Genomic DNA, 233 nt, shown 5'->3' on the forward strand with positions numbered 1-233 from the left:
GCCCAAGCGCGCCGCGGTGCCCAACGTGGTCGAGCGCAGCGCCGACCCCGCGCTGCCGGACCGTTACATCGACAACGTCAGCGCGCCGTACCTGGTCGCCTACCGCCCGGCCAGACCCAACGGCACCGCCCTGCTGGTCATTCCCGGTGGCGGCTACCAGCGCATCGTCCTGGACAAGGAAGGCACCGCGCTGGTGCCGGCCTTCGTGGAGCAGGGTGGGGTAACCCTGTTCG

At 71.2% G+C, this 233-nt stretch carries 1 protein-coding gene; it reads left to right on the forward strand.

What is annotated here, in order from left to right; all coding sequences use genetic code 11:
- Nucleotides 1-25: 25 nt before the first annotated feature.
- A partial coding sequence (locus ACPYOM_RS24105) for a hypothetical protein (RefSeq protein WP_481347917.1) occupies nt 26-233 on the forward strand: 208 nt, incomplete at its 3' end.

The organism is Monashia sp. HAY1-2A, from assembly GCF_056755315.1.